The following is a 25,838-nucleotide window of genomic DNA, read 5'->3' as shown; positions in this document are numbered from 1 at the left end:
CTTATTCTAATCGTTAAAATATCTAAAACCATCAAAGCCCAGCGTTCTATTTTTTAGTTTTTTCAACAGGAACGGCTACACCATATTTTCCATCACCAAGTTTAATTTTACCCGCATTTGGACCAGCAGGAATTACATCCCCTATATTAACCGAATCCTCCGGATTGTATTGATATACTTCATGGTCGGCAGGCCAACGATATATACTTCTGCCATCTTGTGGATTATTAGAAGCTTTGGCCGCAATTGGCTCTTTGTCTGCTTTTAAGAAGCTTGGGCCGGGAGCCTGCGGAAATCTTCCTTCGCCATAATTAGTTTTAGGTTTAGCAACCAATTGGTATTGCAATTTTCCGGAATGGTTTCCGCCGTTTAATTCTAAAATTTCTATTGAATTTTGGGTTTGTTTCATTACGGTAACACCATTAAAATAAGGCATTGCTACCGGAGTACAAAAAACTCTGATTGGGTTTTCATCATTCACAACAATGATCTCAGCTAAAATTGGGTCTAAAACAATAGTTGCTTTACCATTTACCATTTCAACAGTTCCATAATCTTGGTACCAATATTCAGGCGATTCCGGACAAGTGAGTGTTACTCTACCATGGTTTGCAGTAGGAATAATTTCGGAAACAGATCCGGTACCGAGTATTTTTCTGGCCGTTACACCGTTTGGAGTTCCACCAACATAGGCATAGGCATTACTTACACCAGCATAAGAAAGTCCTTCAAAGTATCCCCCAAATCGAAATCCTGCGTTAGTAAATGCTACACCTGAAACACCAATTGCGTCTTGATTTTGTGCGTCAGCAGTGGCGTTTACACCTATGGTATAACCTGGATTGCCCACCGTAGTTCCTCGGCTGCTGTAAGCATTTATTGCTGATTGAAAACCTCCCAACGTTGGAGAAGTAACATTCAGTTGGTGGTAGGATGAACTAGGGTTAACTGTAGCTGAGGCATTATCTACATAGTTGTAGCTTGCCATCCAAACATTTGAATAGTTAATGTTTGCTGCCACTGTTGCTGCTCCGGTAGACTGTGCAAAAATACTGGTATAACCCGCTGCAGGATTATTTGCATACACTCCCGCACCGGAAATTGCTTGTGGTGGAGTACCTATACTGAAATTGGTTTCTCTACCTAAAATACCACCCACATTTGCTGAATGACCATAGACAGCATCACCGGTACCACTATCCACATCAAGTTTGTAGGTAGAAGGAGCAATGTTTATCCCAACATTTCCTGTGTTCCCAATACTGATTCTTTGTACTCCGTTAGTTGAAAAGTTCAAATTATCGGCAGCTGAACTAAACATACCTGTATTAGGGTCTGATTGCCAAGAATAGATTGGTAAAGCAGCTGTACCCAAGGAATAGGATTGTAATTGACCGTTGTTGGTATTGGATATATTCCAGCGGTTTGTATTGTTAGTTCGAATTCGGAGGTCTTGTGCATCGGTAGTGCCAATAAAGTTTGTAGCCGGGTTGGTGGCTGCGTTTCCGGTTAAAGACCAATTAGTATTAAGTCCGGTTGAGATTCTCTCCCAAACACCGGAAGTATTGAAAAAATAAAATCCTACCGAAGTTACATTAATCGTAGTTCCGGTGGCAGTACCTGAAGCAATGTCGTTTACATAAATCAAAGTTGAAGTGGGTGTGCCGGCCATGTTTTGAGCTCTTTGTCGGCTTACTCTTGGAATTAAAATACCATCAACATTGGTGGAAGCTCCGGTTGGATTTGTTGCCACGACCTCTAAAGTTGAAGCCGGAGTAGTTGTACCAACCCCTACTTGTGACCAAGTTAATTCAAAACTACATAGCAAAAGAAAACAAGGTAAAAGGTAACAATTTTTCATATGCTTTTATTTAAATGAACTAATAAATCTAAACACATGTTAAATTTATTAAAAAATAACAACAAAGATGTTAAAAGTCGACAAAAAGTATAATTTAACGACAAAGATCATAGAAAGATGGAAATGCTCCAAAGTTAGTGATGTGCTGATAACCAATGTATTTAGCAAATATACCCAATCAAATGCTCCACAAACTTTTCCCGACTTTGCAGTATTTTTTTTAAAACCACACTCTAATTCCACTTTCAAACCAAAAACAAAAACCCTATCTTTGCACCTTATTTCAAAACATAATCCATGAACAAACTACTCATTGTAGGAACGGTTGCTTTTGATGCGATTGAAACACCTTTCGGGAAGACCGACAAAATTTTAGGTGGAGCCGCTACTTTTATTGGCTTGTCAGCTTCTTTTTTTAATGTAAAATCGGCAATTGTTTCGGTTGTTGGAGAAGATTTTCCGCAAGACTATTTAGATTTATTATCAGATAGAGACATCGATATTTCCGGAATTGAAATCGTAAAAGGAGGCAAAACGTTCTTCTGGAGCGGTCGCTACCACAACGATTTGAATTCAAGAGATACCTTGGTTACCGAACTAAATGTGTTGGCCGATTTTCAACCCAAAGTACCTGCCGAATACAAAGATTCAGACGTGGTTATGTTAGGCAATTTGCACCCGATTGTTCAAATCAGTGTGTTAGACCAAATGACTTCTAAACCTAAATTAGTGGTATTGGATACCATGAATTTCTGGATGGATTGTGCGTTAGCGGAATTACATGAGGTAATGAAACGCGTGGATGTGATTACGATTAACGATGAAGAAGCTCGTCAACTATCCGGTGAATATTCATTGGTGAAAGCTGCGGCGAAGATTCATACCATGGGACCAAAATATGTAGTAATTAAAAAAGGGGAACACGGAGCCTTATTGTTCCAAGGAAAAGAGATTTTCTTTGCACCGGCATTACCGTTAGAAGAAGTATTTGATCCAACCGGAGCAGGCGATACGTTTGCCGGAGGATTCTCAGGATTTATAGCTCAAAGCGAAAACATTTCGTTTGGCAACATGAAAAACGCCATCATTTACGGATCAAATTTAGCTTCATTCTGTGTAGAGAAATTTGGAACAGAGCGGATGCTTGACCTTGAAAAAGAAGAAGTGTATGACCGCTTGAAACAGTTTAGAGCATTAACTCAATTTGACATCGAATTAGAATAAAATAGTGTGCCTCGAAATTTCGGGGCATTTTTTATTAAAAAACACCGCAAATTCGCAAATTTTTTAGTCAAACAATATAGTAATAAAATTCGCGAATTTTCAGTTAAAATAACAACACAACTAATCAACAACAATGAGTGACAACTTAAAACACGAATGCGGCATTGCCTTATTACGATTAAAAAAACCGCTTCAGTATTACAAAGACAAATACGGAACTGCTTTCTACGGGATACAAAAAATGTATCTCTTGATGGAAAAGCAGCACAACCGCGGACAAGACGGTGCCGGTTTTGCCAGCATCAAATTTGATGTAGAGCCTGGTCAGCGATACATCAGTCGGGTTCGTTCCAATAAAGCACAGCCGATTCAAGATATTTTTGCTCAAATTAATGAGCGAATTAATGATGATTTAGCCAATAATCCTGAATTTATAAATGATGTTGATTGGCAGAAAGAGAATATACCGTATATCGGAGAATTGTTTTTAGGTCACGTTCGCTATGGAACGTTTGGTAAAAACAGTATCGAAAGTGTACATCCTTTTCTTCGTCAAAACAATTGGATGCACCGAAATCTGATTGTAGCCGGAAATTTCAACATGACAAATGTAAAAGAACTCTTTGATAATTTAGTTGAATTAGGTCAGCACCCAAAAGAATTAGCCGATACCGTTACCGTAATGGAAAAAATCGGTCATTTTTTAGATGATGAAGTAACCGACTTGTACCAGGAATGCAAAAACAATGGTTTATCTAAACGAGAAGCTTCTCCGGTGATTGCCGAAAAATTAGACATTGCTAAAATTTTACGAAAAGCTTCTAAAAATTGGGATGGTGGTTTTGCCATGGCCGGTTTATTAGGTCATGGTGATGCGTTTGTGTTCCGCGATCCTGCCGGAATTCGTCCGGCGTATTTTTATGAAGATGAGGAAATCGTGGTAGTTGCATCGGAAAGACCGGTGATTCAAACGGTTTTCAATGTACCTTTTGAAAAAGTGCAGGAATTAGATCCCGGAAAAGCATTGATTATTAAAAAGAACGGAAGTTTTTCCTTAGAACAAATTTTAGAACCGTTAGAAAAGAAAGCCTGTTCGTTTGAACGCATTTATTTTTCGAGAGGAAGCGACGCCGAAATCTACAGAGAAAGAAAAATGCTCGGGAAATTAATTCTACCTGCCGTTTTGGATGCTATTGAAAGCGATACTGACAACACTGTTTTTTCATACATTCCAAACACAGCTGAAACTTCTTTTTATGGAATGGTGGAAGCCGCTCAGGATTTTTTAAACCAACGAAAAAACAAATATATTTTAGATAATCGTAAAACTTTAACAAAGGAAAAGTTAGAAGAAATACTTTCGGTAAAAATCAGAACCGAAAAAGTAGCGATTAAAGATGCTAAGTTGAGAACCTTTATTACGGAAGACAGTAGCCGTGATGATTTAGTAGCACACGTCTATGATGTAACCTATGGGGTAATCAAACCGGAAGATAATTTAGTGATTATTGACGACAGTATTGTTCGCGGAACCACATTAAAGAAAAGCATCATCCGTATGATGGATCGTTTAAATCCTAAACGAATTGTAGTTGTTTCTTCTGCACCACAAATCCGTTATCCGGATTGTTACGGCATCGATATGGCAAAATTAGAAGGTTTGGTGGCATTTAGAGCTGTTTTAGAATTATTAAGAGAAACGAATCAATATTCAATTATTGATGAGGTGTATAAAAAATGTAAACTTCAAGAGAAATTCAAAGACGGTGAAATTATAAATTATGTCAAAGAAATTTATGCTCCATTCACCGACCAACAAATTTCAGATAAAATAGCCGAAATGTTAAGTTCATCGGATATTAAAGCAGAAGTTAAAATTATCTTTCAATCCGTAGATAATTTGCACATTGCTTGTCCCAAGAATTTAGGCGATTGGTATTTTACAGGCAACTATCCGACACCCGGTGGAAACCGTGTGGTGAACCGTGCTTTCATGAATTTCTATGAAGGGAAAGACGCAAGAGCGTACTAAAGCAGAGCTTTTTTTGCCTTTTAACGATTTTTGATGCATTTCATCTAATATATTTGTTAACAAAAAAGTGTTAATATACATTTGTTTCACCATAGCATTAGTAGGTTAAGTTTATGGTAGATTTGGGGCAAAAAGGGTACGCTATGCGTACCTTTTTTATTTTGTAATGGTTGATAAACACTTTTAAAAACCGTCCAAGAACCCATAAAACCCTATAATGTACCCTTTATTCCCTAAATGTTAAAATTTATTTTGTCATACAATAGTTTCTTCTTAAAAACCGTTGTACATTTGTAATTACCATAGTACGCACGGTTAAGTTTATGGTAGATTTGGGGCAAAAGGGTGGAAGAAATTCCACCTTTTTATTTTTACATAAAAAAAGCGACACTTGTTAGAATGTCGCTTTTTTGATTTTTAAAGGATTTGATTTTATTTTTCTACTGCAAATCTTCTTGAAACTTCTTCCCAGTTAATTACGTTAAAGAAAGCTTCAATATAATCCGGTCTTCTATTTTGGTAATGCAAGTAATAAGCATGTTCCCAAACATCCATTGCTAAAATTGGAGTTCCACCGCAACCAACGCCGGGCATTAACGGATTATCTTGGTTTGGAGTTCCACATACTTCTAATTTACCGTCTTTCACACACAAAAAAGCCCAACCCGACCCAAATTGAGTGGCTCCTGCTTTAGAAAATTTAGCTTTAAATTCGGCAAAGCTTCCGAAATCTCTTTCAATGGCTTCAGCTAATTCTCCGGTTGGTTCACCGCCTCCGTTAGGTGACATCACTGTCCAAAACAAATTATGATTATAAAAACCACCACCGTTGTTGCGTACAGCCGCATTGGTTTTGTCTAAATTAATTAAAATGTTATCAATTGTCTTGCCTTGCATGTCTGTTCCTTCAATAGCCGCATTGAGGTTATTAGTGTAGGCTGCATGGTGTTTAGAATGGTGGATTTCCATCGTTCTGGCGTCAATATGTGGTTCTAATGCATCGTATGCATAAGGTAATTTTGGTAATTCAAATGACATAATTATAATTTTTACGTTTAACAATAATGAGCATCAAATTTAATCAATTAACTTTGGAAAAGGAAATTCTATTTTGTTATTGTTGTATTAATTTAAATTATAGCCTTGAATAAACCCGCTTTTTCAATCTACGATGCCTCCGCCGGATCGGGTAAAACGTTTACTTTGGTAAAGGAATATTTAAAAATTATTCTCTTATCCAAAAAAGAAGATGCCTATAAAAATATATTGGCTATCACTTTTACCAACAAAGCTGTAGGTGAAATGAAATCGCGAGTAGTTGAAACCTTATCGCAATTTGCCGCAGACGAACCATATGCAAAAGCTTTGGCAGTGATGAATGCAATCGTTCAAGAAACCGGTTTGTCCGTTCAGGAAATTAATCAAAAATCGAAAGCCATTATTCGAAATATCATTCATAATTATGCCGCTTTTGATATTTCCACGATTGATAAATTTACGCACAAAGTCATTCGAACGTTTGCACATGATTTGAATTTACCATCCACATTTGAAGTTTCGTTGGAAACGGATAACCTTCTGCAAGAAGCCATTGATGCCATTATTGCTCAAGCAGGTGATGATGAAATGCTCACACGTTTGCTGGTAGATTTTACGTTAGAAAAAACCGACGATGACAAATCATGGGATGTTACTCGCGACATCAAAGAAATTTCAAAATTGTTGACTAATGAAAACAACCGAAACGAAATTGTTCATTTTAAAGACAAACAAATTCCGGAATTCATTGATTTGAAGAAAAAAGTAATCGAAAAAATTAAATCAATTGAAAAAGAGTGTTTCGAAGCCGGGCAAAAAGCGATGCAACTAATTCATTTACAACAGTTGGATGCCAAATCATTTAATAGAAGTGTAGTTTTCAATTATTTCACCAAAATAGCTCATGGCGAAATCATCAATAATCCCAAAATAGAAGACTATTTAGCAGAAGGAAATCGCTATTCCAAATCCATTCCACAATCACAAAAAGAGGCAGTGGATTCAATTGCAACTGAATTACTGAATTTTTTCAAATTGATTCATTCTTCCGTTAAAGAATACATGTTGTATGTAGCTTTTTTGAAAAACATCACACCCTTATCGCTTTTAAATCGAGTGAGTCAGGAATTGGATAAAATTCAAGAAGAACAAAATATTTTATCAATTTCAGAATTCAATGCCATCATTCACAATGAAATTCAAAACCAACCAGCTCCTTTTATTTATGAACGAATGGGTGAACGGTATAAACATTTTTTTATTGATGAATTTCAGGATACCTCACAAATGCAGTGGGAAAATCTTATTCCGTTGATTGATAATGCTTTGTCAAGCGAAGATTTGAACCAAGAAAGGGGTTCGTTGATGATTGTGGGCGACCCAAAACAATCGATTTACCGTTGGCGTGGCGGAAAAGCCGAGCAATTTATTGAATTAAGTAAAGAAGAAAATCCATTCAATAACCCTGAAAAAAAACTTTTTCATTTAGATACGAATTGGCGAAGTTATAGCCAAATTATCGATTTTAATAATCAGTTTTTTGCCTTTTTGTCCACTAATTTTGAGCATCCGGATTATAAAGATTTGTATGAAAATCATAGCCATCAGAATGAAAATGATAAAAAAGGTGGTTATGTGAGGCTTTCTTTTATTCCATCCAAATCAGAATGGGAAGAAGAGGTTGAAAAAGATGATTTGTATTTAGAGGCCGTCCTTCAAACGATTGAAGAATTAAATGCAAAAGGATTTTCGTATCGCGATATGGTTGTTTTGACTCGGAAAAAAGAACCAGGTGTAAAAATTGCTGCTTTTTTAACGGAGAAAAGTATTCCGATTGTTTCTTCTGAATCATTGCTGTTGCAAAATTCTTCCGATGTAAATTTGATCATTACATTGTTGCGATTTTTAAAAAACGGAGCAGATAAAGAATCAAAAGCACATTTTTTATATTATGTGGCAAAAAATCTTCAGCACGAAATGCCAACCCACGATTTTGTAGCAAAAGGAATGGAGTTTGAACAAGAAAGTGAATTAGAAACTTGGTTAACTTCCCTAGATTTATCTTTTTCGTTTCAACAAATTAGAAAAAAATCATTGTACGAAGCAGTTGAAATTATTGTTCGAACTTTCATTAAACCCAAACAATCCAATGCATACATTCAAGATTTTTTGGATAGAGTTTTAGATAGAGATAGTAAAAATCAATCCGGGATATCCGATTTTTTAGAATATTGGGATAATAATAGTGCCAAATTCAGTATTCCATCGCCGGAAGGGAATAATGCTATTCGGATTATGACCATTCACAAATCAAAAGGATTGGAGTTCCCAGTGGTTATTTTTCCGTTTGCCGAAGAAAGTTATACCAATTCACCCAAAGATAAATTATGGATTGAACCGGAATCTGATTTAATCGAACTGCCCAAAGTTTTAATTGATAATAATAAAAACGTAGAAGAATTTGGCGAATCGGCAGCCCTCGTGTTTCATCAAAAAAAGGAGGAAGAATTATTGGACAATACCAATATACTTTATGTAGCATTAACCCGAGCAGAGGAGCAACTTCACATTATTTCGAGTATGAATTTGACTTCCAAAGGAGAAATTGTTTCCAATAATATGTCTACTTTCTTTCTCACTTTTTTACAAGACATTCATTTATTCGATTCGCAAAAAAAAGTGTATGAGTGGGGAAATGGGGAAAAAGTTTCAAACGAAAGTAAAAAAGTTCAAGAGTTAATTCCGATTAATTTGGTTAGGAAAAATCTCCATCCAAATTCCATCAAAATAACTCAACGCGAAAGCTTAATGTGGGGGACGCATCAACAAAAAGCCATTGAATATGGCAATGTGATTCATGAAATTTTATCCTATATAAAAACCAAAAACGACATTGATTTGGCGGTTACAAAAGCATTGGAAAACGGAATTATTGCCTTGAGCCAAAAAGAAGCTGTTTTATCAATTGTTAATAAAATTTGTTTGCATCCGGAATTATCCCTCTTTTTTGATGAATCAAATAGCATATTGAACGAGCAGATTATTTTACGAAAAGAAGAGACAGTTATAAAACCCGATCGCATTGTCATTAATCAGCAAAATCAAGCCATGATTCTTGATTACAAAACAGGAGAACCGCTCGCTAAACATCATAAACAGTTAGAAATATATGAATCTGCTTTACAAAACATGGGTTTTAAAGTCGTTAAAAAAGCACTGGTTTATATTGGTGAAACATTGGAAATAGTAACTTTGTAAAAAATAAATCAACATGTACGGTAAAATACAACAGCATTTACAAAACGAATTAGATACGATTCAACAAAATGGATTGTTTAAAAAAGAACGCATTATTACTTCGCCACAAGGAGCAGAAATCACCATTTCTACCGGTGAAAAAGTTTTGAATTTTTGTGCGAATAATTATTTAGGACTTTCTTCGCATCCGGAAGTGGTTCAAGCGGCTAAAGATGCTTTAGATACTCATGGTTTCGGAATGTCGTCTGTTCGATTTATTTGCGGAACGCAAGATATTCACAAACAATTAGAACAAAAAATAGCCGAATTCTATGGAACCGAAGACACCATTTTATATGCGGCAGCTTTTGATGCCAACGGAGGCGTTTTTGAACCTTTGTTAGGCGAAGAAGATGCCATTATTTCCGATAGTTTGAATCATGCGTCTATTATCGATGGTGTTCGATTGTGTAAAGCAGCTCGTTACCGTTATGAAAACAACAACATGAACGAGTTGGAACAACAATTAATCAAAGCCAATCAAGAAGGAAGACGCTTTAAACTAATCGTAACCGATGGTGTTTTTTCGATGGACGGTTTAGTAGCTCCGTTAGATAAAATATGTGATTTAGCTGATCAATATGATGCGATGGTAATGGTAGATGAATGTCATGCTGCCGGATTTATAGGAGCAACCGGAAAAGGAACATTGGAAGCAAAAGGAGTAATGGGTCGTGTAGACATAATAACCGGTACACTAGGCAAAGCATTAGGCGGAGCAATGGGCGGTTATACTACTGCTAAAAAAGAAATTATTGAAATTCTAAGACAACGTTCCAGACCGTATTTATTCTCAAATTCCTTAGCACCTTCAATTGTTGGTGCCTCTTTAAAAGTTTTTGAATTGTTGGAAAAAGACACAACACTTCGTGACAAATTGGAATGGAATACCAATTATTTCAAAAAAGGAATGAAAGAGGCCGGTTTTGATATCATTGATGGAGACTCTGCTATAGTTCCCGTTATGCTTTATGACGCAAAATTAGCACAACAAATGTCGAATGAATTGCTAAAAGAAGGCGTTTATGTAATTGGTTTTTTCTTTCCTGTAGTTCCTAAGGATAAAGCAAGAATTCGCGTACAACTTTCTGCAGCTCACAGCAAAGAACACCTCGATAAAGCTATTGAAGCGTTCACAAAAGTGGGTAGACTGTTGAATGTCATCTAGTTTTCTTATTAATATTTTTAACATTAAGTTTTGTAGTTAGCGGAAAACAACTTATTTTTGCACCAATTAACAATGTATTGTAATCAAAACAAATCAAGTATGAAACATCTTAACAAATTAGTTGTCGCTATCTTTATGTTTGCTGGACTAAGTTCTCAGGCTCAGGATAGTAATAACCCATGGGCAATCTCTTTTGGAGCGAATGCCGTAGACGGAGGTAGAGTTAGTGCTGCCGAAAGTGTTAAAAATCAGTTTTCTGAATATTTTAATGCGAAAGATTTTTGGAACATCGTTCCTTCAGTATCTTACTTAACAGTATCTAGACACGTTGGTGACAATTTCTCTTTTGGAGTAACTGGATCTTTTAACAAAATTGACAAGTTTGTAACTGAAAAATCACCAATGAACAATAATGATTATGTGGTTACAGATATTGATGAAATGTACTATGCGATTGATGGTACAATCAATTATAGCGTGGGTACTTACTTCAAATTTATTGAGCCTGTTTTACACATTGGTGGAGGTTACACTTTCTTAGGTGATAACAGTGCTGGAACAGTTAACGGAGGATTAGGATTTAACTTTTGGTTCTCAGAAGTAGTTGGTCTTTCAGTAAAATCTACATATAAGCATTCTTTCGAGGATGACAGAACTGTTATGCCTGCTCATTTACAACACTTTGCTGGTCTTACTTTCAAATTTGGAGGTAAAGATACAGACGGTGATGGAATCTATGACAAAGACGATGCTTGTCCAGAAGTATTTGGTTTAAAACAATACAATGGATGTCCTGATACTGATGGAGATGGAATTATTGATGGAGATGACTCTTGTCCAGAAGAATTTGGTTTAGCTGAATTCCAAGGTTGTCCTGATACTGATGGAGATGGAGTTGCTAATAAAGATGACGAATGTCCAGAAGTTGCCGGCTTAAAAACAATGAAAGGATGTCCTGATACAGACGGTGACGGAATTGCCGATAAAGAAGATACTTGTCCAAACGAAAAAGGACCAAAAGAAAACAAAGGATGTCCATGGCCAGATAGAGATGGTGACGGAGTTCTTGACAAAGATGACAGATGTCCAGATGTAAAAGGAACTGTTGCTAATAACGGTTGTCCTGAAGTATCAGAAGAAGTTGTTAAACAATTGAATGATTACGCAAAATCAATCTTATTTGACACAGGTAAATCTACTATCAAATCCGGTTCATTTGAAACGTTAGCTTCAATCAAAAATGTAATGAATGAGTATTCACATGCAAGATTTAGAATTGAAGGACATACTGATAGTACAGGTAGATTAGCTACAAATGAAAGACTTTCTAAAGAAAGAGCTGCCGCTGTAAAAGATTACTTAATCGCTAACGGTGTAGATGCATCAAGATTAGAGTCTGAAGGTTATGGTCCATCTAGACCGGTTGCTGATAACAAAACAGCTGCAGGTAGAGCACAAAACAGAAGAACAGAAGTTGTTGTTATAAAATAATTTCTTTTTAAATAATTGAAGAAACGCTCCGATTTATCGGGGCGTTTTTTTATTTTTATAACATGAAGACAATTTCTTTTTTATCGTTACTTGCAAAGCATATCGTTACCAATTATTCAGCTACAATTGAAGAATTAGTTATTGTTATGCCCAACAAAAGAGCAAAAGTTTTTTTGTTGGAAGAACTAAAAAAGGAAGTTAAACAAAACAGTTTTGCTCCCAAAATAATCAGTATCGAAGACTTTATTCAAGACATTGCAGGAATACGTTCGGTAGATTCCGTTGAATTGTTATTTGAATTCTATACTGTTTACACTAGTTTAACTGAAAAAGACCAGCAACCTTTTGAACAATTTTCCAATTGGGGGAAAACTTTATTACAAGATTTTAACGAAATAGATCGCTACTTACTCGAGCCTAACCATGTCTTTTCGTATTTAAAAGATATAGAAGCAATCAAACGATGGAACCTTGAACCACAAGACAAGACAAAACTAATAGATAATTATCTCTTGTTTTGGGAAAACATGCCTTTGTATTATGATGCATTTTATAAACACCTACTTTCCAAAGGAATTGGTTATCAAGGTTTGATATATAGAGAAGCGGTTGAAAATTTAAATCATTTCTCAAATTCTATCCATCATAAAATTATTTTTGCCGGATTCAACGCATTAAATCAAGCAGAAGAGAAAATTTTCCAACATTTGCTTTCCCTTGAAAAAGCAGTTGTTTTGTGGGATGTGGAAGAAACTTTTCTCAACGATCCTTACCACGATGCCAGTTTGTTTGCCAGAAAAATCAAGAAGTCTTGGCCGCATTACAAATCAAATCCGTATGAATGGCTTTTTAATGAGTTCAAGCAACCCAAGCATATCCAAATTATGGGAACACCCAAAATGATTGGACAAGCCAAATTGGTTGGTGAAATCATTGAAACCATTTCATCCGAACAAAATCTTGAAAATATTGCAGTTGTTTTAGGTGAAGAAAATATGCTTATTCCGCTTTTGCATTCGTTGCCTGAATCGGTTTCGCACCTCAACATAACCATGGGTTATTCAGGAAAAAACAATCCTGCTCAGTTGTTGATTTCCAAGCTTTTTAAAATGCATCAAAACGCATTTAATCGAAGCCAAACCAGTTATGTTTTTTATTATAAAGATGTGTTGGAGGTACTTCAAAATCCGCTCGTAGAACCTTTCGCAAAAGCAAAAGCCGTTGTAAAGAAAATAAACGAAAACAATTATACTTTCATCACACATTCCAAATTAGTTGAATTCTGTGAAAAAGGAAATGATTTTTTTACCCTTTTATTCCAAAAATGGGAAGCCAATCCAATTACGGTTTTAGAGAAAATATCATCTGTACTACTTCAAATTAGAAATTTTTTGCTGGATGAGTCTTCCAATGATAAACTAACCAATGCCTTCGTTTATGCGGTTTTTAAAGTAATAAACAAGTTAACAACCTATTGTGAAGAACATAAACATATTACATCCATCGAGGGATTGTTTTCGCTTTACAAACAAATTATTGATTTTGCTGAAGTTTCTTTTGAAGGAGAACCACTTCAAGGATTGCAAATCATGGGTGTTTTAGAAAGTCGTGTGCTCGATTTTGAAACGGTCATCATCACTTCAATGAATGAAGGGGTTTTTCCCGCCGGGAAATCGCAAAATTCGTTTATTCCCTTGGATGTAAAACGAGAGTTAGGTTTACCTACTTTTAAAGAAAAGGATGCCATTTATACGTATCATTTTTACCACCTTTTGCAAAGAGCCAAAAACGTTTATCTGCTTTATAACACAGAATCAGAAGGAATCGATGCAGGCGAAAAAAGCCGTTTTATCACGCAATTGGAAGTGGAAAAACAACCCAATCACACCATTACGCATCAAATTTATAACGCATATTTACCGGAAAAAGCCAGGGAACTCATTCAAGTAGAAAAATCTGATTTGGTGATGGAACGATTGAAAGAAATGGCTGAAAATGGATTTTCACCATCCACTTTAACAACGTATATTCGTAACCCCATTCAGTTTTATTTTCAACGAATTTTACGAATCTCTGATGTAGATGAAGTGGAAGAAAATATAGCGGCCAATACACTCGGAACCATCATTCACGGTGCTTTGGAAGAATTGTATAAACCCTATTTGAATACTTTTTTAAGTGTTTCTATCATTGAAAGCATGTTGCAATTGGCCAATGAGGAAGTTTTAAAACAATTTAAATACGTTTACAAAGAAGGAGAAATCACCAAAGGTAAAAATCTACTCGCTTTTGAAGTGGCCAAGCGAAATGTTTTTAATTTTCTTCAGCTGGAAAAACGTTTGCTCGAACAAGGTGATGCTGTAAAGGTGCTGTTTTTAGAGCAAAATTTCGAACAAATATTGACTGATGAGCGTTTACCTTTTCCTATCAAAATAAAAGGAAATGTAGACAGAATTGAACTGAGAAACGGAAAAATCCGCATCATCGACTACAAAACCGGAAAAGTTGAGCAAAACGGATTGGCCATTCAACATTGGCAAGGCTTAACCGAGGACATTAAATACGACAAAATCATTCAATTGTTGTGTTATGCCTTTATGGTTCAATCGGAATTCCCGAACAAGGAATTGGAAGTCGGCATTATTTCCTTCAAAAATTTAAAAGTAGGTTTTATGCCTTTTCAAATTAAAGAAGGTAGAGAATTGGTAAGTGATTTGGTAGATGATTCTGTTTTGAATGATTTTAAAACCGAATTGATTGTGTTGCTAAATGAAATTTTGAATGTAGAGTTGTCTTTTGAGGAAAAAATAATATAAACCTTATAACCCTATAAGTTTAATTAGCTTTTCTTATATGACTTATATGGTAAAAGAAATTATATTTTTTTCAGAAAGTTAACCAAAACCGTTTTTAATTCCACTTCATTTTCAATATGACTCATGTGTCCGTCAGGAAAGGAAACTAGTTCTACTTTCGTGTTTTCAATTTGTTCCAAACTGTCTTCGAAGTTCAAAACACCATCTTTTTTACCTAAAATTAATAAAATGGGATAAGGCGAAAAATGCAATAAAACCTCTCTGTCTTTTCTAATTTTCATCCCTTCTAATGCGGCGACAATGCCTTGAAGTGGCGTTTTTAAAGCTTCGTTACGAACTGCTTCAATTTTATCGGCTAAGCGTTCCCGATTATCTTCGCTGAATAAATTGGCAATACTCATACGGACAAAAGCGGTGTAATTTTGTTTCACAGCCGCAATGGCTCGATCTCGATTTAGTTTTCGTTCCTCACTATCGGCACGCGAAGTTGAATTCAATAAAACCAATCCTTTTACATTATCAGGATACAATTCGGCGAATGCCAACGCCACATAACCACCCATCGAATGCCCAATCAAAACCGCTTTTCTGATTTTGAGTTCATACAAAACGTGATGAACCATATCCGCCTGATCTTCCATGGTGTGAATGTAACCCAAACATTCTGTTTCGCCATGACCCAATAAATCAATGGCGATAATGCGATTTTTCTTCGAAAATTCATTCACAAACGCATTCCACATTCCTAAATTTTCCAAAAAACCGTGCAATAAAACCACGGCTGTTCCTTTTCCGGTATCGGTATAGTTGATTTTGGTGTTTTTGTAGAGGATGGATTTCATTGTTGCAAAAATAGATTTTAACCACGAATTCGCGAATTAATTTTTCTTAAATATGTATTTCAAAAAAAACGACCCACATTCCTGCAAGTCGTCTATTTTCTATACTCTATTTTCTATATTCTTTTAACTATTCATTAAAGATTCAATTTCTTCAATTTCAATCGGAATATTTCGCATCAAATTAAACGGTTCACCACTTTTTTGAATCACTACATCATCTTCCAAGCGAATCCCAAAACCTTCTTTCGGAATGTAAATTCCCGGTTCCACCGTAAAAACCATATTGGCTTGCATCGGTTCATGCAACAATCCGTAATCGTGCGTATCTAAGCCCAAATGATGAGAGGTGCCGTGCATAAAATATTTTTTATACGCCGGCCATTCCGGATTTTCATTTTGCACATCGGCTTTGTCCAAAAGTCCTAAACCTAACAATTCGGAAGTCATGATTTTACCCACTTCCACATGGTATTCTTTCCATAACGTTCCAGGAACTAATAGTTTAGTTGCTTCGTTTTTCACTTTCAAAACGGCATTGTAAACCGCTTTTTGTCTATCAGTATATTTCCCCGAAACCGGAATCGTTCTCGTCATATCGCTCGAATAATTGGCATATTCTGCACCTACATCCAACAAAATCAAATCGCCGGCCTTGCATTGTTGGTTGTTTTCAATATAATGAAGAACATTCGCATTATTACCGGAAGCAATAATCGGCGTATAAGCAAATCCTTTCGAACGATTTCGAATGAATTCGTGGGCAAATTCGGCCTCAATTTCATATTCCATTACGTTCGGTTTCACAAAAGATAGCACTCTACGGAAACCTTTTTCAGTTAAATCACACGCTTTTTGCAACAAATCAATTTCTTCACTTTCTTTCACTGAACGAATTCGTTGCAAAATCGGATTGCTTTTTTCTACTTTATGAGCCGGATAATTTTCTTTCCACCATTTGATAAAGCGAGCCTCACGGGTTTCTGTTTCAATCGAAGCACGGTAATGTTCATTAGTGTTAATGTACATCGTATCCGAATAGGCCATCACTTCTTTCAAAATCTTATAAAAATCGGTTAACCAATACACACTTTTGATACCCGAAACTTCAAAAGCACGTTCTTTGGTTAGCTTTTCGCCTTCCCAAACGGCTATGTGTTCGTTGGTTTCTCGTAGAAATAAAATTTCTTTCAAATGTGCATATGGTGCATCGGGAAACAAAAGCAAAATACTTTCTTCCTGATCCACGCCAGATAGATACAAAATGTCTCGGTGTTGTGCAAACGGCAACGTCGTATCGGCACTCACCGGATAAATATCATTGGAATTAAAAACAGCCACACTATTTGGCTTCATCTGAGCGGTGAATTTCGCTCTGTTTTTGATATATAAATTGCGATCAATCGGATGGTATTTCATAGTAGAAAATTGTAAATTAAATAATTTCAAAAATAGCAAGAATACAACGATTTGCGGTTAATTCAACGATAAAATTTTGTCAACAGCGTAGTTTTGCCTAATTTTCCGTACTAAATTTATTCAAATGAAGAAAGAACGCTTCGGTTTGGTTTGGCTTTTCTTTTTTGTTTCCTTTTCATGGGCTCAAAACACCTCAATTTCACATGAACATTCTCTTGTAAAAAACATTGCTTTTCAAAGTGTTGGACCAACCATCATGAGTGGAAGAGTGGTGGATGTAGAGGTAAACCCCAACAATCCAATTGAATTTTATGTGGCGTATGCGTCGGGCGGTCTCTGGTATTCCAACAACAACGGAATGAGTTTTGAACCCGTGATGGATTCTGCACCAACGCAAAACATTGGCGAAATTGCGGTAGATTGGAAAAACGGCACCCTTTGGGTGGGTACCGGAGAACACAATGCCTCTCGTTCATCCTATGCCGGAATCGGAATGTTAAAATCTTCCGATAAAGGGAAAACATGGCAAAACATGGGTTTAAACGACAGTCATCACATCGGAAAAATCGAAATTAATCCGAATAATTCCAATGAAATTGTAGTTGGGGTGACCGGACATTTGTATTCAAAAAACACCGAAAGAGGCATTTATAAATCAACTGATGGCGGGAATTCGTGGAAAAAGACACTTTATATTGATGATGAAACCGGAATTGTTGACATTTCTGTTTCGCCAAAAAACTTCAATATTCAATATGCTGCTGCTTGGAAAAAAGACCGAAAAGCATGGAATTTTTTAGGAAATGGTTCTACATCAGGAATATATAAAAGTGAAGATGGCGGAAATTCCTGGAAACTGATTTCAACACCGGAAAGCGGTTTTCCAACTGGAGACGGTGTGGGCCGAATTGGTTTAGCTGCTTTTGATGACCAAATCGTCTATGCCGTTGTAGACAATCAATTCAATCGACCTAAAAGTGAAGAAAAGAAAAGCAATTTGCCAACCATGTTTAGTGTACCGGGTGATGTTTTTTTGCAAATTTCAGATAAAGAAATCAACACTGTTCTAAAAAAGCACGGACTTACCGAGAAATACAGAGCACAAAATCTAAAAAACATGGTTAGTAATGGTAAAATGCTACCCGAAGAAGTGAAAAATGCAATTTCTGATGCAAACAAAGCGTTATTCGAAACCGAAGTCATTGGAGCCGAAGTTTATAAATCCACCGATGGAGGAAAAACTTGGAAAAAAACACATACCGATTTTATTGATGATTTCTTTTATACGTATGGCTATTATTTTGGACGAATTGCAGTTGATCCGTCTAATGCGGATAAACTTTATGTATGTGGCGTACCGTTGATTAAGTCGGACGATGGCGGAAAAACCTTTGTTTCTATCAATCGGGAAAATGTTCATTTAGATCATCATATTGTTTGGGTTAATCCGAAAAAACCAGGTCATTTAATTAATGGGAATGATGGCGGATTAAACATTTCGTATGATGATGGAGCAAACTGGACAAAATGCAATTCACACGGAGTGAGTCAGTTTTATTCGGTGAGTGTAGATTATCAAAAACCGTATAACATTTATGGTGGAATGCAGGATAATGGCGTTTGGGTCGGCCCTAGTAATTATAAATACAATGTAGAATGGCATCAGGAAGGAAAATATCCGTTTGAAAGCATAATGGGCGGCGATGGTATGCAAACACAAATTGACCGAAGAAATCCCAACATCGTTTTTACCGGTTTTCAGTTTGGGAATTATTATCGTATAGACAGAAGTAAAGATGAATCAAAATACATTTCGCCTAAAGCAAAAAAAGACGAAAAACCCTTGCGATTCAATTGGCAATCTCCGATTTTATTGTCTTCGCACAATCAGGATATTTTGTACATGGGTTCGCAATATTTGCACCGTTCTTTCGATCAAGGGGAAACGTGGACACCCATTTCTTCTGATTTAACACAAGGAGGAAAAGAAGGAAATGTGGCCTATGGAACGCTCACCACTATTAGCGAAAGCAAAAACCAATTCGGAGTAATTTATGTGGGAAGTGATGATGGTTTGGTGCATGTTACAAAAGATAGTGGAGTAAATTGGCAGAACATTTCAACGAGTTTCCCAAAAGATTTATGGGTTTCCAGGGTTGTGGCTTCTACACACAAAACTGAACGTGTTTATGTCACATTGAATGGTTATCGTTGGGATGATTTTAAGCCGTATGTATATTTTTCTGATGATTACGGACAAAATTGGACTTCCATTGCTCCAAAATTTCCAACGATTTCAGTGAATGTTTTGGTGGAAGACAATGTAAATCCAAATATTTTGTACTTAGGTTCAGATAATGGTGTGTATATTTCATTCGATCAAGGGAAAAATTGGCAGATTTTCAATAATGGAATACCTCCGGTTGCCGTTCATGACATGGTTATTCAAACGGATGCAAAAGATTTAGTGGTTGGAACGCACGGAAGGTCAATTTATAAAGTGAATCTAAAATCAATTCAGCAATTGAATGACGAAACGTTGGCTTCGGATTTAAAAATATTCTCAGTTGATAATCTTGCTCATTCGAAATTTTGGGGAAGCACTTGGAGTAAATGGTTGCCTGCCAATGAACCAAAAATTAACGTGGATTATTTTGTAAAAAACCAAGGCGAAGTAACCTTTCAAGTCATTCACGAAAACGGAATTGTTGTGTTCGAAGAAAAACAAACTGCTTCAACCGGAATCAATCAATGGAACTATGACGTTGAAATTTCAAAATCAGGAATGGAAAAATGGAAGAAAAAAGACAAGAAAGTTACTTTAACAGCTTCCAAAAACGGAAAAACGTATTTAATTCCCGGGAAATATCAAATCAAAATTACTCAAGGAAAAGTTTCACAATCCACCCCTTTTGAAATTGTAAAAAATGAAAGAAATAATTATGAATAATTTTTTAAGTAAGTTTCTGTTAGAGCGTTTTTTATTGGTATTAATAGCAACATCTTCATATTCTCAGAACAAATCCCCTTACCAAGTTTTCGATAAAAACGGTAAAAAGTCATCCTATGAAAAAATTCTAAAAGCAGCCCAAAAATCTGAGTTGGTTTTATTTGGTGAACACCATGATAATTCGGTGGTACATTGGTTGCAATTGGAGTTTACCAAAGATTTAGCCGAAAAAAAAACATTGGTTTTAGGTGCAGAAATGATTGAAGCCGATATTCAAACGCAATTAAATCACTATTTGAATGACGAAATCGATCAAAAGCAATTTGACACAACAGCTCGTTTGTGGAACAATTACAAAACAGATTACAAACCATTAGTTGATTTTGCGAAAGCGAAAAAATTCCCTTTCATCGCTACCAATATTCCACGCCGGTTTGCCAGTATTGTTTTTAAAAAGGATTTTGCAGGTTTAGATGATTTGTCAGTTGAAGAAAAAAGTTGGATCGCTCCGTTACCCATACCATTTGATATTAATTTGCCCGGGTATCAAAAAATGTTAGAAATGATGGGCGGTCATGCCGGAGAGAAAATGCCAAAAGCACAAGCGATTAAAGATGCAACGATGGCTCATTTTATTATTCAAAACCTAAAAAGCGGTACCGTTTTTGTTCACTATAATGGAACCTATCACAGTGATTTTTTTGAAGGAATTAGTTGGTATGTTAATCAGTACAGAAAAGACACTAAAATTGTAACAATAGCTACCGTTGAACAAAAGGAATTAACAAAACTAGAACAAGAACATTACAATAAAGCCGACTTTATTCTCGTTATAGACAAAGATGTGACCAAAACCTACTAATATGACCAAACTGATTAAATTGACAACTGTAATTTTTCTCCTAACGATAAGTTACGGATTTTTTTCGTGTAGTTCCGAGGATGGAGCTACCGAGCCGGCTAATTTAATCATCAAAATTAAGTTTGACTCCAATCAAATTCGGTTGAATAACCTAGGTCAACCTTCGGTTATTCCCGACGGAAATGCAGCTCAAACTCCGGATATGAAAAATATCAGTGCTCATTACTTAGAATTAGCACCGTCTGCAACTACTTTATTAGGTCAAGGAAAAGTGCTTTATCATGCTCCTGAAACTGATTTAGGCGACTCAATGGCGATTGATTTCAGTCAGGCAAAAATAGTAGGTCAAAATGAAGTTTTTCTAACCATTCCTATCACACCACAAATGGCAGGGTCATATGAATGGGTACGACTTTCATTGTCTTACCAAAGTGGAAAAATACAAGTACTTAGCCAAGGCACAACCTATACGGGTACTTTAGACAGCTTTTTAGGTTATAATACATATATTGGCACACACAGCATAGGAAACAACGTTTTCCCTGTGAATGGAAACAAATTACAAGGCTATTGGGCTTTTGCATTGGATTCCTTCCCATATATGACATCCGGTCAAGCTCCTGCTGGTGCTACAACCGTGCCTAATCCTTTATTTCAAACTTCGCCCGTTCCTCAAGGTTCTTGTGTGGTTACCGGTAAATTTGAAAACAGTCTTGCCTTGGTTGGTAACGAAAAAAACGATGTGGTTGTAACCTTATCACTTTCAATTAATAATAGTTTTGAGTGGACAGAAGTAAATACGGATGGTAAATATGAGCCCTCTGTAGGTGAAAGCGTCGTTGATATGGGAATACGCGGAATGATTCCGAGTTTTGTTCAGTAAATTGTGTTTAATTTTTTTTGAAATAATAAGCTTTCAAAGAATTCCTTTTTAAACACATGTTAATCCTTCTTTAAAATCGTTTTAAATAATAGCGAAAAGGTTGTAGTTAATACTAAATAGCTGTAAATTTGTGTGAAATTTTTAAAAATTTATTTACACAACGTTATGGCAAAATCTGCACTTTTAAAGTCGTCCATTGGAAAAAAATATTGGATGGCTCTTACGGGTTTATTTTTATGCTTGTTTTTAGTGGGTCATTTGGCGGGTAATTTACAATTACTTATGCCAAACAGTCAATTGCAATTTAATCAGTATGCATTGTTTATGACTACTAATCCGGCCGTAAAAATTCTTTCTTATCTTACTTACATTTCAATTCTATTCCATGCTGTCGATGGAATTCTGTTAGCTATTCAAAACAAAAAAGCAAGACCGGTTGGTTATGCAAAATCAAACCCTTCTGCCAATAGTAGTTTCGCTTCAAGAAACATGGCGGTTTTAGGAACGTTGGTGTTAGTATTTATTGCTACACATATGATTAATTTCTGGGCAAAAATGCATTTTGATGAAAAAATGCCTTTAATGACTCAAACAATTGAGCCTGCTCCCGGAATGAAGAGTGAATATTATGTAGGAAGAGCCGTTGGTCAATATTATCAAGTTGATCAGGTAAAATTACCAGGAGAAAAAGAACCTGAAGCCGGTTTACCACCAAAACAATTAGAAGTTAAAAACGGAACAGATTTATACAATGTGCAAGCCAATGTAAAAGTGGGTGAACTTTACAAGGATTTACATAAAATTACTTTCGATTTCTTTAAAGACAAGAAATACGGTTTATATTTTACACTTTTTTACGTTTTTTCAATGCTAGTTTTGGCATTCCACTTATGGCATGGATTCCAAAGTGCTTTTCAATCACTTGGTCTAAATAATCCAAAATGGACACCCATCATCAAATTTGCAGGAAAAGCTTTTGCGGTAATAGTGCCAATACTATTCGCCATCATCCCGCTGTATATTCATTTTAGTAAATAATCAACATCAGATATAGTATGAAGTTAGATTCAAAAATACCGGAAGGTCCATTAGCACACAAATGGACAAACCATAAAAATCATTTAAAATTAGTTGCTCCCAATAACCGTCCAAAAATTGATATTATTGTAGTAGGTACCGGATTAGCCGGAGCTTCTGCTGCCGCATCTTTTGGAGAGATGGGTTATAATGTAAGTGCTTTTTGTTTTCAAGATTCACCTCGTAGAGCTCACTCAATTGCCGCACAAGGAGGAATAAACGCTGCCAAAAATTATCAAAATGATGGTGATAGTGTTTACCGTCTTTTTTATGATACAATTAAAGGAGGTGATTACCGTGCTCGTGAAGCAAACGTACACCGTTTAGCCGAAGTTTCCGGAAGCATCATTGACCAATGTGTGGCTCAAGGTGTTCCTTTTGCTCGTGAATATGGTGGAATGTTAGACAACCGCTCTTTCGGTGGAACGCAAGTACAACGTACATTTTACGCAGCCGGTCAAACCGGACAACAATTACTTTTAGGGGCATATTCTGCTTTATCCAGACAAATCGGTTTAGGACGTGTAAAAATGTATAACCGTCACGAAATGCTAGAATTGGTGAAAGTGAATGGAAAAGCCCGTGGAATTATCGCTCGTAACTTGATTACCGGAGAATTAGAAAGACATTCAGCTCACGCTGTAATTATTGCATCAGGAGGTTATGGAAATGTTTATTTCCTTTCTACTAATGCAATGGGAAGTAATGTAACCGCTTCCTGGAAAATCCACAAACAAGGAGCGTTATTCGCCAACCCTTGTTTTGTGCAAATTCACCCAACGTGTATTCCGGTTCACGGAACCAATCAGTCCAAATTAACGTTAATGTCTGAATCATTGCGTAATTCAGGACGTATTTGGGTGCCTAAAAAGAAAGAAGATGCCGAAGCGATTCGTGCCGGAAAATTAAAACCAACTCAAATTACCGAAGAAGACAGAGATTATTTCTTAGAAAGAAGATATCCTGCGTTTGGAAACTTGGTACCTCGTGACGTAGCTTCCAGAGCTGCCAAAGAGCGTTGTGATGCCGGTTACGGAATTGAAGCAAACGACACCAACGAAGGCGTTTACCTTGATTTCTCTACCGAAATCAAAAGCAAAGGAAAACAAGCCGCTTATGCTCAAGGAAATCACAATCCTTCTGAAGAAGAAATCATCAAATTAGGTAAAAAATGGTTGGAAGAAAAGTATGGAAACCTTTTCACTATGTACCAAAAAATTACTGATGAAAATCCATACGAAACCCCAATGAAGATTTATCCTGCCGTGCATTATACCATGGGTGGCGTTTGGGTAGATTACAACTTAATGTCAACCATTCCGGGTTGCTTTGTGGCGGGAGAAGCCAATTTCTCTGACCATGGAGCCAACCGATTAGGGGCTTCTGCCTTAATGCAAGGTTTAGCCGATGGTTATTTTGTATTGCCATATACCGTTTCCAACTATTTAGCAGACGAAATCAGAACAGGGAAAATTTCAACTGATTTACCTGAATTTGCAGAAGCAGAAAGCAATGTTAAAAAACAAATTGATACGTTTTTAAACAATAATGGCTCTAAAACCGTAGATCATTTCCATAAACGTTTAGGTTTAATTATGTGGAATAAAGTAGGTATGGGGCGTAACGAACAAGGTTTAAAACAGGCTATTGCTGAAATTGCTCAATTAAAAGAAGAATTCTACAGCGATGTTTTTGTGCCCGGAAGTGCAGATGAGTTAAATCCTGAATTAGAAAAAGCTTTACGTGTAGCCGATTTCATTGAATTAGGACAATTAATGGCGATGGATGCTTTACAACGAAATGAATCCTGTGGAGGTCACTTCCGTGAAGAATACCAAGATGCCGAAGGCGAAACACTGCGTGACGATGAAAACTTCAAATTTGTGGGTGCTTGGGAATACAAAGGTTCAGACATATCAAAAGCCGAGTTACATAAAGAAGAATTGAAGTACGAAGAAATTAAAATTGCAGCTAGAAATTATAAATAAAAGACTATGAGTGCAGCTAAAAATATAAATATTACCTTAAAAATTTGGCGTCAAAAAAACGCTAAAACCAAAGGTGGAATAGAAACTTATAAACTAGATAACGTTTCAACAGCGAGTTCGTTTTTGGAAATGTTAGACCAATTAAACGAACAATTAGTTAACGAAAGAAAAGAACCGGTTGCGTTCGATCACGACTGTCGCGAAGGAATCTGCGGAAGTTGTTCATTGTACATCAATGGTCGTGCACACGGTCCGGATACCGGCATCACCACTTGTCAATTACACATGCGTATGTTCAACGACGGTGATACCATCTTTGTAGAACCATGGCGAAGCAAAGCTTTCCCGGTTATCAAAGATTTAGTAGTAGACAGAAGTGCGTTTGACCGTATCCAACAAGCCGGTGGTTTCGTATCGGTTAACACTTCCGGAAGAACCATCGATGCCAATTCCATTCCGGTGCCTAAAGACGATGCCGACAAAGCCTTTATGGCAGCCGCTTGTATCGGTTGTGGTGCGTGTGTGGCGACTTGTAAAAACGGTTCAGCCATGTTGTTCGTAGGAGCAAAAGTATCACAATATGCTCTTTTACCACAAGGAAAAGTAGAAGCAACAGAACGTGTATTAAATATGGTGCGTCAAATGGACGAAGAAGGTTTCGGAAACTGTACCAACACCGGTGCTTGCGAAATCGAATGTCCAAAAGGCATTTCTTTAGAAAACATCGCTCGTATGAACCGCGAATATTTAAAAGCGAGTTTATAAAACATACATAAACCACGAATGAATTTGAGAAAATTCGTGTAATTTGTGGCAAAAATAGAAAGCATTCAGCACTAGTTGAATGCTTTTTTTGTGGGCGTTACCCAAGGGTCGGGCTTTCCGCTCTATCT

The 25,838-nt window shown here is 36.5% G+C and carries 16 protein-coding genes; 12 read left to right on the top strand and 4 right to left on the bottom strand.

What is annotated here, in order from left to right; all coding sequences use genetic code 11:
• Positions 1 to 46: 46 nt before the first annotated feature.
• The gene (locus tag EQG68_RS03940) at positions 47 to 1,861 is read right to left on the bottom strand and encodes an autotransporter outer membrane beta-barrel domain-containing protein (RefSeq protein ID WP_129463480.1); all 1,815 of its coding nucleotides are present in this window, start codon (positions 1,859 to 1,861) and stop codon (positions 47 to 49) included.
• Positions 1,862 to 2,158: 297 nt separating this feature from the next.
• Here EQG68_RS03940 and EQG68_RS03935 point away from each other — a divergent pair, with 297 nt between their 5' ends.
• Both EQG68_RS03935 and EQG68_RS03930 read left to right on the top strand, forming a co-directional pair.
• Positions 2,159 to 3,085 carry a PfkB family carbohydrate kinase gene (locus tag EQG68_RS03935; RefSeq protein ID WP_129463479.1) on the top strand — a complete coding sequence of 309 codons (927 nt, stop codon included), beginning with the start codon at positions 2,159 to 2,161 and terminating at the stop codon, positions 3,083 to 3,085.
• 133 nt (positions 3,086 to 3,218) lie between these two features.
• Positions 3,219 to 5,117, top strand: a complete 1,899-nt coding sequence (locus EQG68_RS03930; RefSeq protein ID WP_129463478.1) for an amidophosphoribosyltransferase — start codon at positions 3,219 to 3,221, stop codon at positions 5,115 to 5,117.
• A 432-nt stretch (positions 5,118 to 5,549) separates the two neighbouring features.
• Here EQG68_RS03930 and EQG68_RS03925 read toward each other — a convergent pair whose 3' ends face one another.
• Complete coding sequence (locus tag EQG68_RS03925; RefSeq protein ID WP_129463477.1) at positions 5,550 to 6,155, bottom strand: superoxide dismutase; 606 nt, start codon at positions 6,153 to 6,155, stop codon at positions 5,550 to 5,552.
• A 105-nt stretch (positions 6,156 to 6,260) separates the two neighbouring features.
• Here EQG68_RS03925 and EQG68_RS03920 point away from each other — a divergent pair, with 105 nt between their 5' ends.
• From EQG68_RS03920 to EQG68_RS03905, 4 genes are all read left to right on the top strand, one after another.
• Positions 6,261 to 9,413 carry a UvrD-helicase domain-containing protein gene (locus tag EQG68_RS03920; protein WP_129463476.1) on the top strand — a complete coding sequence of 1,051 codons (3,153 nt, stop codon included), beginning with the start codon at positions 6,261 to 6,263 and terminating at the stop codon, positions 9,411 to 9,413.
• Between the two features lie 13 nt (positions 9,414 to 9,426).
• Positions 9,427 to 10,620 carry a glycine C-acetyltransferase gene (kbl, locus tag EQG68_RS03915; protein WP_129463475.1) on the top strand — a complete coding sequence of 398 codons (1,194 nt, stop codon included), beginning with the start codon at positions 9,427 to 9,429 and terminating at the stop codon, positions 10,618 to 10,620.
• A gap of 99 nt (positions 10,621 to 10,719) precedes the next feature.
• The gene (locus EQG68_RS03910) at positions 10,720 to 12,111 is read left to right on the top strand and encodes an OmpA family protein (RefSeq protein WP_129463474.1); all 1,392 of its coding nucleotides are present in this window, start codon (positions 10,720 to 10,722) and stop codon (positions 12,109 to 12,111) included.
• A 62-nt stretch (positions 12,112 to 12,173) separates the two neighbouring features.
• Entirely contained in the window at positions 12,174 to 14,927 is a 2,754-nt protein-coding gene (locus EQG68_RS03905; protein WP_129463473.1) for a PD-(D/E)XK nuclease family protein, read from the top strand.
• Positions 14,928 to 14,986: 59 nt separating this feature from the next.
• Here EQG68_RS03905 and EQG68_RS03900 read toward each other — a convergent pair whose 3' ends face one another.
• Both EQG68_RS03900 and EQG68_RS03895 read right to left on the bottom strand, forming a co-directional pair.
• The gene (locus EQG68_RS03900; protein WP_129463472.1) at positions 14,987 to 15,769 is read right to left on the bottom strand and encodes an alpha/beta fold hydrolase; all 783 of its coding nucleotides are present in this window, start codon (positions 15,767 to 15,769) and stop codon (positions 14,987 to 14,989) included.
• Positions 15,770 to 15,892: 123 nt separating this feature from the next.
• Positions 15,893 to 17,185 carry an aminopeptidase P family protein gene (locus EQG68_RS03895; RefSeq protein ID WP_129463471.1) on the bottom strand — a complete coding sequence of 431 codons (1,293 nt, stop codon included), beginning with the start codon at positions 17,183 to 17,185 and terminating at the stop codon, positions 15,893 to 15,895.
• A 124-nt stretch (positions 17,186 to 17,309) separates the two neighbouring features.
• On the opposite strand from EQG68_RS03895, the gene EQG68_RS03890 reads away from it, so the two are divergent.
• The 6 genes from EQG68_RS03890 to EQG68_RS03865 all read left to right on the top strand — a co-directional run bounded on the left by EQG68_RS03890 (position 17,310) and on the right by EQG68_RS03865 (position 25,710).
• Positions 17,310 to 20,135, top strand: a complete 2,826-nt coding sequence (locus tag EQG68_RS03890; protein ID WP_129463470.1) for a WD40/YVTN/BNR-like repeat-containing protein — start codon at positions 17,310 to 17,312, stop codon at positions 20,133 to 20,135.
• On the top strand, positions 20,113 to 20,997 hold the full coding sequence (locus EQG68_RS03885) for a ChaN family lipoprotein (RefSeq protein ID WP_246011629.1): 885 nt from the start codon (positions 20,113 to 20,115) through the stop codon (positions 20,995 to 20,997). The genes EQG68_RS03890 and EQG68_RS03885 overlap by 23 nt, the downstream gene beginning before the upstream one ends.
• Before the next feature lies 1 nt (position 20,998).
• Entirely contained in the window at positions 20,999 to 21,880 is an 882-nt protein-coding gene (locus EQG68_RS03880; protein WP_246011627.1) for a hypothetical protein, read from the top strand.
• Positions 21,881 to 22,045: 165 nt separating this feature from the next.
• Positions 22,046 to 22,918: a succinate dehydrogenase cytochrome b subunit gene (locus EQG68_RS03875; protein ID WP_129463469.1), complete on the top strand. Its 873-nt coding sequence runs from the start codon at positions 22,046 to 22,048 to the stop codon at positions 22,916 to 22,918.
• A 17-nt stretch (positions 22,919 to 22,935) separates the two neighbouring features.
• Complete coding sequence (locus tag EQG68_RS03870) at positions 22,936 to 24,945, top strand: fumarate reductase/succinate dehydrogenase flavoprotein subunit (RefSeq protein ID WP_129463468.1); 2,010 nt, start codon at positions 22,936 to 22,938, stop codon at positions 24,943 to 24,945.
• Positions 24,946 to 24,951: 6 nt separating this feature from the next.
• Complete coding sequence (locus tag EQG68_RS03865; protein WP_129463467.1) at positions 24,952 to 25,710, top strand: succinate dehydrogenase/fumarate reductase iron-sulfur subunit; 759 nt, start codon at positions 24,952 to 24,954, stop codon at positions 25,708 to 25,710.
• Positions 25,711 to 25,838 lie beyond the last annotated feature (128 nt).

Source organism: Flavobacterium piscinae (assembly GCF_004122145.1).
Taxonomy (GTDB): domain Bacteria; phylum Bacteroidota; class Bacteroidia; order Flavobacteriales; family Flavobacteriaceae; genus Flavobacterium; species Flavobacterium piscinae.
Note: the sequence above shows the minus strand (reverse complement) of the source record. Positions and strands in the feature narration are given on the sequence as shown.

Excerpts from the sequence above, each read along its gene's own strand:
- kbl (WP_129463475.1), top strand. The coding sequence starts at position 9,427 with ATGTACGGTAAAATACAACAGCATTTACAAAACGAATTAGATACGATT.
- EQG68_RS03875 (WP_129463469.1), top strand. The coding sequence starts at position 22,046 with ATGGCAAAATCTGCACTTTTAAAGTCGTCCATTGGAAAAAAATATTGG.
- EQG68_RS03935 (WP_129463479.1), top strand. The coding sequence starts at position 2,159 with ATGAACAAACTACTCATTGTAGGAACGGTTGCTTTTGATGCGATTGAA.
- EQG68_RS03930 (WP_129463478.1), top strand. The coding sequence starts at position 3,219 with ATGAGTGACAACTTAAAACACGAATGCGGCATTGCCTTATTACGATTA.
- EQG68_RS03905 (WP_129463473.1), top strand. The coding sequence starts at position 12,174 with ATGAAGACAATTTCTTTTTTATCGTTACTTGCAAAGCATATCGTTACC.
- EQG68_RS03865 (WP_129463467.1), top strand. The coding sequence starts at position 24,952 with ATGAGTGCAGCTAAAAATATAAATATTACCTTAAAAATTTGGCGTCAA.
- EQG68_RS03925 (WP_129463477.1), bottom strand. The coding sequence starts at position 6,155 with ATGTCATTTGAATTACCAAAATTACCTTATGCATACGATGCATTAGAA.
- EQG68_RS03880 (WP_246011627.1), top strand. The coding sequence starts at position 20,999 with ATGACCAAACTGATTAAATTGACAACTGTAATTTTTCTCCTAACGATA.
- EQG68_RS03895 (WP_129463471.1), bottom strand. The coding sequence starts at position 17,185 with ATGAAATACCATCCGATTGATCGCAATTTATATATCAAAAACAGAGCG.
- EQG68_RS03900 (WP_129463472.1), bottom strand. The coding sequence starts at position 15,769 with ATGAAATCCATCCTCTACAAAAACACCAAAATCAACTATACCGATACC.
- EQG68_RS03940 (WP_129463480.1), bottom strand. The coding sequence starts at position 1,861 with ATGAAAAATTGTTACCTTTTACCTTGTTTTCTTTTGCTATGTAGTTTT.
- EQG68_RS03885 (WP_246011629.1), top strand. The coding sequence starts at position 20,113 with ATGAAAGAAATAATTATGAATAATTTTTTAAGTAAGTTTCTGTTAGAG.
- EQG68_RS03910 (WP_129463474.1), top strand. The coding sequence starts at position 10,720 with ATGAAACATCTTAACAAATTAGTTGTCGCTATCTTTATGTTTGCTGGA.
- EQG68_RS03890 (WP_129463470.1), top strand. The coding sequence starts at position 17,310 with ATGAAGAAAGAACGCTTCGGTTTGGTTTGGCTTTTCTTTTTTGTTTCC.
- EQG68_RS03870 (WP_129463468.1), top strand. The coding sequence starts at position 22,936 with ATGAAGTTAGATTCAAAAATACCGGAAGGTCCATTAGCACACAAATGG.